Below are 6077 nucleotides of genomic sequence, written 5' to 3'. Positions count from 1 at the left end.
GGTGGATTCACATCCGAAGTGCAAATTCTGTATCAAAACAGATGTTTGCATGGAGGCTATTGAATGGGACGCAATTACCCTCACCTGAGTTTGGAAGAACGCCGGAAGATTGCCAAGTGGCGTGAAGCCAAAATGCCGGTGCCTGAGATCGCAGACCGGCTGGGCCGCGCAGCGTCTACGATCTACCGGGAACTCAAGCGTAATTTCTTTGATGACAAGGAACTTCCTGAGCTGAACGGATACCACGCAGTGGCCGCCCAGGAGATGTACGAGCAGCGGCGCGCGGTACACCGGAAGTTGATCGTCCACCCGGAACTGAAAGAAGCGGTCGAAGACCGCCTCAAGGCCGGATGGTCACCAGAGCAGATCGCCGGCCGGATGCGGCTCGAGCGTCATCCGGTCCGGGTCAGCCACGAGACGATCTACCGTTTCGCCTATTCCAAGGATGGCCGCGAGGAACAGTTCTATCGCCATCTGCCAGAGCATCGAAAGCGCCGCAGGCCGCGTGGGCACCGGCGGCACAATCGAACTCACATCTTCGACGTGCAGAGCCTGTCTCACAGGCCTGACCGCATCTCAGAGCGCACAGAGTTCGGGCACTGGGAATGCGATCTGATGATGTTCCGCAAAGAACATGGAAAGGTGAACGTGACATCGCTCGTCGAGCGCGTGAGCCGGTATGCTGTCGTGATGCGCAACGAGGACCGGCAATCCAAACCGATCATGGAGGCGCTGATCAGCGGTCTGGCTCCCCTGCCCGCCGATGCACGCCAGTCGATCACCTTCGACCGCGGCACGGAGTTCTCGGCATGGCGCCATCTAAAGGACGGCATCRGGGCGGACAGTTGGTTCTGTGACCCGCAAGCTCCGTGGCAGAAAGGCACCGTCGAGAACACCAACAACAGGCTGAGAAAATACCTGCCTCGCTCGACCGAGCCGACGGTGCTGACAAACCGATATTTAAGGTCGGTTTGCCACCGCCTCAATTCCACCCCGCGCAAGTGCCTCGGCTACAAGACACCAGCAGAAGTCTTCGAAAGCAAGCTGATGGAAATCCAGAACCGTTTGGAATAAAACGACATATCAGAAGTTGCGCTTCAGCGTGAGTTCACANGCTCCGTGGCAGAAAGGCACCGTCGAGAACACCAACAACAGGCTGAGAAAATACCTGCCTCGCTCGACCGAGCCGACGGTGCTGACAAACCGATATTTAAGGTCGGTTTGCCACCGCCTCAATTCCACCCCGCGCAAGTGCCTCGGCTACAAGACACCAGCAGAAGTCTTCGAAAGCAAGCTGATGGAAATCCAGAACCGTTTGGAATAAAACGACATATCAGAAGTTGCGCTTCAGCGTGAGTTCACAAAAACGCAGCCCCCTAAAAAGAAAATGGCTCCCTCTGATCCAGAGGAAGCCAGTTGTCACCGGTCAGGCTCCTTCATTGACTGCCCGAAAGTTTTTTCTTACCTGGGCCATCCCGGTGTTCAGAACGGGCGCACCCGTTCCTGATCTTGTTCGAAGCGGAACGCAGCCCGCTTGAGGTGTTTTTTGCGGCACCGTCGGGGGTATGCCGGTGCCGCAGGCAGAGGTTCCTCAGCTGCAGCCGGAGGTTCCCCCGCAGGTGTTGCATTTCATGCAGGTGCCGTTGCGAACCAGCGTGTAGTTGCCGCATTCGCCGCAAGCTTCTCCTTCATAGCCTTGCATTTTTGCCTTGGTGCGCGCATCCATTCCGCCGGAGGCTTGCGCAGGTGCGTCAGTGGTTTCCGGCACCAGAGTTTGCAACGCCGCCACCGGATCGGTTCCGGTGCCCAGAACACCTGCGTCCATCTGGCCGCCCTGCAATACCACCAGGTCCTGTGGAAGCCGCTTACGCAGGTAGCCGGTCGAGGAGATTTGCTTCAGCACTTCCAGCGAGCGGGTCGCTGCGCTTTCGCTCAGCTCCGAAAGGTTCGACACGCCTTCCTCTTCGCCGCGGCCCAGATCGTCAAAGGTCGCGCCTTCCGGCTTCACATGAGCCAGATCGGTGCGGTCCAGATAGGAAACCGCCAGTTCGCGGAAAACATAGTCGAGGATCGAGGTCGCGTTCTTGATCGAGTCGTTACCCTGGACCATGCCCGCGGGTTCGAACTTGGTGAAGGTAAAGGCGTCAACGAACTCCTCCAGCGGCACTCCGTACTGCAGGCCAACCGACACCGCGATGGCGAAGTTGTTCATCATTGCCCGGAAGCCCGCGCCTTCCTTGTGCATGTCGATGAAGATCTCGCCCAGATTGCCGTCCTCGTATTCGCCGGTGCGCAGATACACCTTGTGGCCGCCGACGACCGCTTTCTGGGTATAGCCCTTGCGCCGTTGCGGCATCTTGGTGCGGTGCGATTTCAGCACCTCCTTGATGACCACCTTCTCGATGATCTTCTCGGCCAGAACCGCCGCCTTTTCCTGAGGCGCGCCGCTCTCGAGAACCTCTGCCGCATCGTCGTCATCTTCGACCAGCGCCGCCGCCAGCGGCTGGCTCAGCTTGGAGCCGTCGCGGTAGAGCGCGTTCGCCTTGATGCCCAGGCTCCAGCTCAGCTCATAGGCCTTCTGGCAGTCCTCGATGGTCGCCGAATTCGGCATGTTGATGGTCTTTGAGATAGCACCCGAGATAAAGCTTTGGGCCGCCGCCATCATAAGGATATGGCTGTCAACGCTCAGAAAACGCTTGCCTTTCTTGCCGCACGGGTTTGCGCAGTCAAAGATCGCGTAATGCTCTTCCTGAAGATGCGGCGCGCCCTCCAGGGTCATGGTGCCGCAGACGTGGTCGTTGGCCGCCTCGATATCCGCCTTGGTGAAACCCAGGTGGCGCAGAAGGTCGAAGGTCGGATCGTTCAGCTTGGTCGCCGGTATACCCAGCACGCCGGTGCAGAAATCTTCGCCTAGGGTCCATTGGTTGAACACGAAGCGGATATCAAAGGCCGATTCCAGCGCCGCATCCACCTTGGCTAGCTCATTGGGGCCGAAGCCGTGGCCTGCCAGCGAGGTGTGGTTGATGCCAGGCGCATTGCCGATAGAGCCATGGCCCACCGCGTAGGACACGATTTCCTCGATCTGGGAAGAGCTGTAGCCCAGCCCCTCCAGCGCCGACGGCACCGAACGGTTGATGATCTTGAAGTAACCGCCCCCGGCCAGCTTCTTGAACTTAACCAGGGCAAAATCCGGCTCGATCCCGGTGGTGTCGCAGTCCATCACCAGACCAATGGTACCGGTCGGCGCAATCACCGTTGTCTGCGCGTTTCGGTAGCCGTGTTTCTCGCCCAGCTCCAGCGCTTCGTCCCAGGCGCTTGCGGCCAGATCGGTCAGCAGCGCATCGGGACAGCTGGCGATGTCCAGCGGCACCGGCTTCACGGACAGCGCCTCATAGCCGTCAGCATTGCCCTTTGCCGCGTTGCGGTGGTTGCGGATCACCCGCAGCATATGATCTGCGTTCTTGGCATAGCCTGGGAAGGCGCCAAGCTCCGATGCGATCTCCGCAGAGGTCGCATAGGCAACGCCGGTCATCAGCGCGGTCAGCGCACCGCAAAGCGCCCTGCCCTCATCCGAGTCATAGCTGTAGCCCATGTTCATCAAGAGGCCGCCGATATTAGCATATCCCAAGCCAAGGGTGCGGAAGTCGTAGGAGCGCTGCGCGATTTCCTTGGACGGGAACTGCGCCATCATCACCGAGATTTCCAGCGTAAGCGTCCACAGGCGGCAGCAATGCATGTAATCGTCTGCCTGGAACTGACCGTCCTTCAAGAAGCTCAGCAGGTTCAGAGACGCCAGGTTGCAGGCAGTGTCGTCCAGGAACATGTATTCAGAGCAAGGGTTTGAGCCGCGGATTTCACCGTCTTCCGGGCAGGTGTGCCATTCATTTACGGTGTCGTGGAACTGGATGCCCGGATCGGCGCAGGCCCAGGCCGCGTGGCCCACCTTCTCCCACAGATCGCGGGCCCTGATCACCTTGGCGACCTTGCCGTCGGTGCGGTTGAACAATTCCCAATCGGCGTCTTTTTCGACCGCATGCAGGAAGGCGTTGGTCACCCGGATCGAGTTGTTGGAGTTTTGGCCGGAAACAGAGCTGTAGGCCTCGGAATCCCAATCCGTGTCATAGGTCGGGAATTCGATCGAGGTATGGCCCTGCTTGGCGTAATCCAGCACCCGCTTGATGTAGGTTTCCGGGATCGCCACCTTTTTGGCTTCGCGGATCGCCGATTTCAGCCCGCAGTTGACCGACGGGTCATAGGCATCGGCTTCGCCGCCATCCCAGCTGCGGATCGCTTCGAAGATACCATTCAGCATATTCTCGTGCATCTTGGAGCCCGCGACGATGGACGCGACCTTCTGCTCCTCGATCACCTTCCACTGGATGAAGTCTTCGATATCCGGGTGATCGGCGTCCACGATCACCATTTTTGCTGCCCGACGGGTTGTGCCGCCTGATTTGATGGCGCCCGCCGCGCGGTCGCCGATTTTGAGGAAGCCCATCAGGCCAGAGGATTTGCCGCCGCCAGACAGCGGCTCACCCTCGGCGCGCAGATGGGAAAAGTTGGTGCCGGTGCCGGAACCGTACTTGAACAGCCGCGCCTCGCGCACCCACAGGTCCATGATGCCGCCGTCCTTGACCAGATCGTCAGAGACCGACTGGATGAAGCAGGCGTGGGGCTGCGGGTGCTCATAGGCGCTGTCGGATTTGGTCAGCTTGCCAGTCTTGTAGTCGACATAATGATGCCCCTGCGCCGGGCCGTCGATGCCATAGGCCCAGTGCAGGCCGGTGTTGAACCACTGGGGCGAGTTCGGCGCCGAGCGCTGGGTCGCCAGCATATAGCGCATCTCGTCGTAATAGGCGCGCGCGTCCTCCTCGGAGGAGAAGTAGCCGCCTTTCCAGCCCCAATAGGCCCAGGCGCCCGCCAGACGGTCAAACACCTGCTTGGAGGACGTCTCTCCTCCGAATTCGGCCCCTTTGTCGGGGGCAGAGCGCCACAGAAACTCCGGCACGTCCTTTTCGCGGACCTTCTTGAGGCGGGACGGCACACCGGCCTTGCGGAAATACTTCTGCGCAATAACGTCGCTGGCCACCTGGCTCCACGACGCGGGAATCTCGATATTGTCGAGCCGGAAAACAATGGTCCCGTCCGGGTTGCGGATCTCCGAGGTTGCAGAGACAAAAGCCAGATCGGCGTAAGCATCCTGCCCGGGTTTGGTGAATTTCCGTTCGATCTTCATGCTCTGCCCCTTCTCAAGCACACATCGGTCAAGTGTCACGGTGCCCCCGCACCAGCCAGTCCGGCCACGCAACACGCAGATATCCAGCGCACGCCCCATATGGCGCACTTGCGGCCCTCGCCGGCCATTCTACAAAGGACTGTCTGCTGTCTTCAGCGTTGTTGCTGTGGCCCCTTAACCCACCAGATTTAGTGCCATCGCAACCGGTGTCCACAATTTGGCGTATTCACACACAAAGGGTCAACGTTAAATTTACCCCTTGGCAACGATCTTTGCTGTTGACGCTATTCGCGGTTTCAAGGGTCCGGCGACGACCATTGATTCATCCACAGGCTGCCACGTCCGGCAGTGTAAAAATCCAGTTTACGGGCAACCCGGATTTCTTATGCCAAGCAAGTAACTTGCCGCGTCGCAGAGGCGCCGGAACGGCAGCTCATTCGGGCAATGATTCACATCCCTTGAGCGGCCGGCGGCAAGTGGCATGCACAAACAACTTTACGGTGATCTTCCGATGGTATCATGGCGCTGCAGCATTGGACCCCGTGGAGCCCTTAACAAACTGATGCGGTTCAGCGGCAGTTGGTTAAGGGAGTGTTAACAGGGTATTAAAGAAGTATTAACACTCAAGATTGCATCAAGCCAATTGTTCTCAACAAAAGCGGGAAGCGAATCCTTCAAGCGGTTTTACCTGGCAAAGACTCGCTGCAATTTTATGGAGAGAAGTGGTCGGGGCGGCGAGATTCGAACTCACGACCCCCTGTACCCAAAACAGGTGCGCTACCAGACTGCGCCACGCCCCGGACCGTGCGCCTTCCTATCTCCGGCGAAGTGATTTGAAAAC

At 58.9% G+C, this 6077-nt stretch carries 2 protein-coding genes, 1 tRNA gene and 1 pseudogene; 2 read left to right on the top strand and 2 right to left on the bottom strand.

All coding sequences use genetic code 11. The annotated features are described in order from the left end of the window. The first annotated feature begins 63 nt into the window (after positions 1-63). Both GKC28_RS01905 and GKC28_RS01900 read left to right on the top strand, forming a co-directional pair. Positions 64-1074 (top strand): IS30 family transposase, encoded by a 1011-nt coding sequence (locus GKC28_RS01905; protein WP_174144838.1) that lies wholly within the window; start codon positions 64-66, stop codon positions 1072-1074. 40 nt (positions 1075-1114) lie between these two features. Further along, positions 1115-1324, top strand: a pseudogene (locus GKC28_RS01900) (transposase); the annotation flags it as partial. Positions 1325-1591: 267 nt separating this feature from the next. Here the strand turns inward: GKC28_RS01900 and GKC28_RS01895 are convergent. Further along, positions 1592-5236 carry a vitamin B12-dependent ribonucleotide reductase gene (locus GKC28_RS01895; protein ID WP_174144837.1) on the bottom strand — a complete coding sequence of 1215 codons (3645 nt, stop codon included), beginning with the start codon at positions 5234-5236 and terminating at the stop codon, positions 1592-1594. Positions 5237-5959: 723 nt separating this feature from the next. Further along, a tRNA-Pro gene (locus GKC28_RS01890) sits at positions 5960-6036 on the bottom strand. Positions 6037-6077: the final 41 nt, after the last annotated feature.

Source organism: Leisingera sp. ANG59 (genome assembly GCF_013317235.1).
Classification (GTDB): domain Bacteria; phylum Pseudomonadota; class Alphaproteobacteria; order Rhodobacterales; family Rhodobacteraceae; genus Leisingera.
The sequence above is the reverse complement of the archived record's forward strand: the minus strand, read 5'-3'. Positions and strand labels throughout refer to the sequence as shown.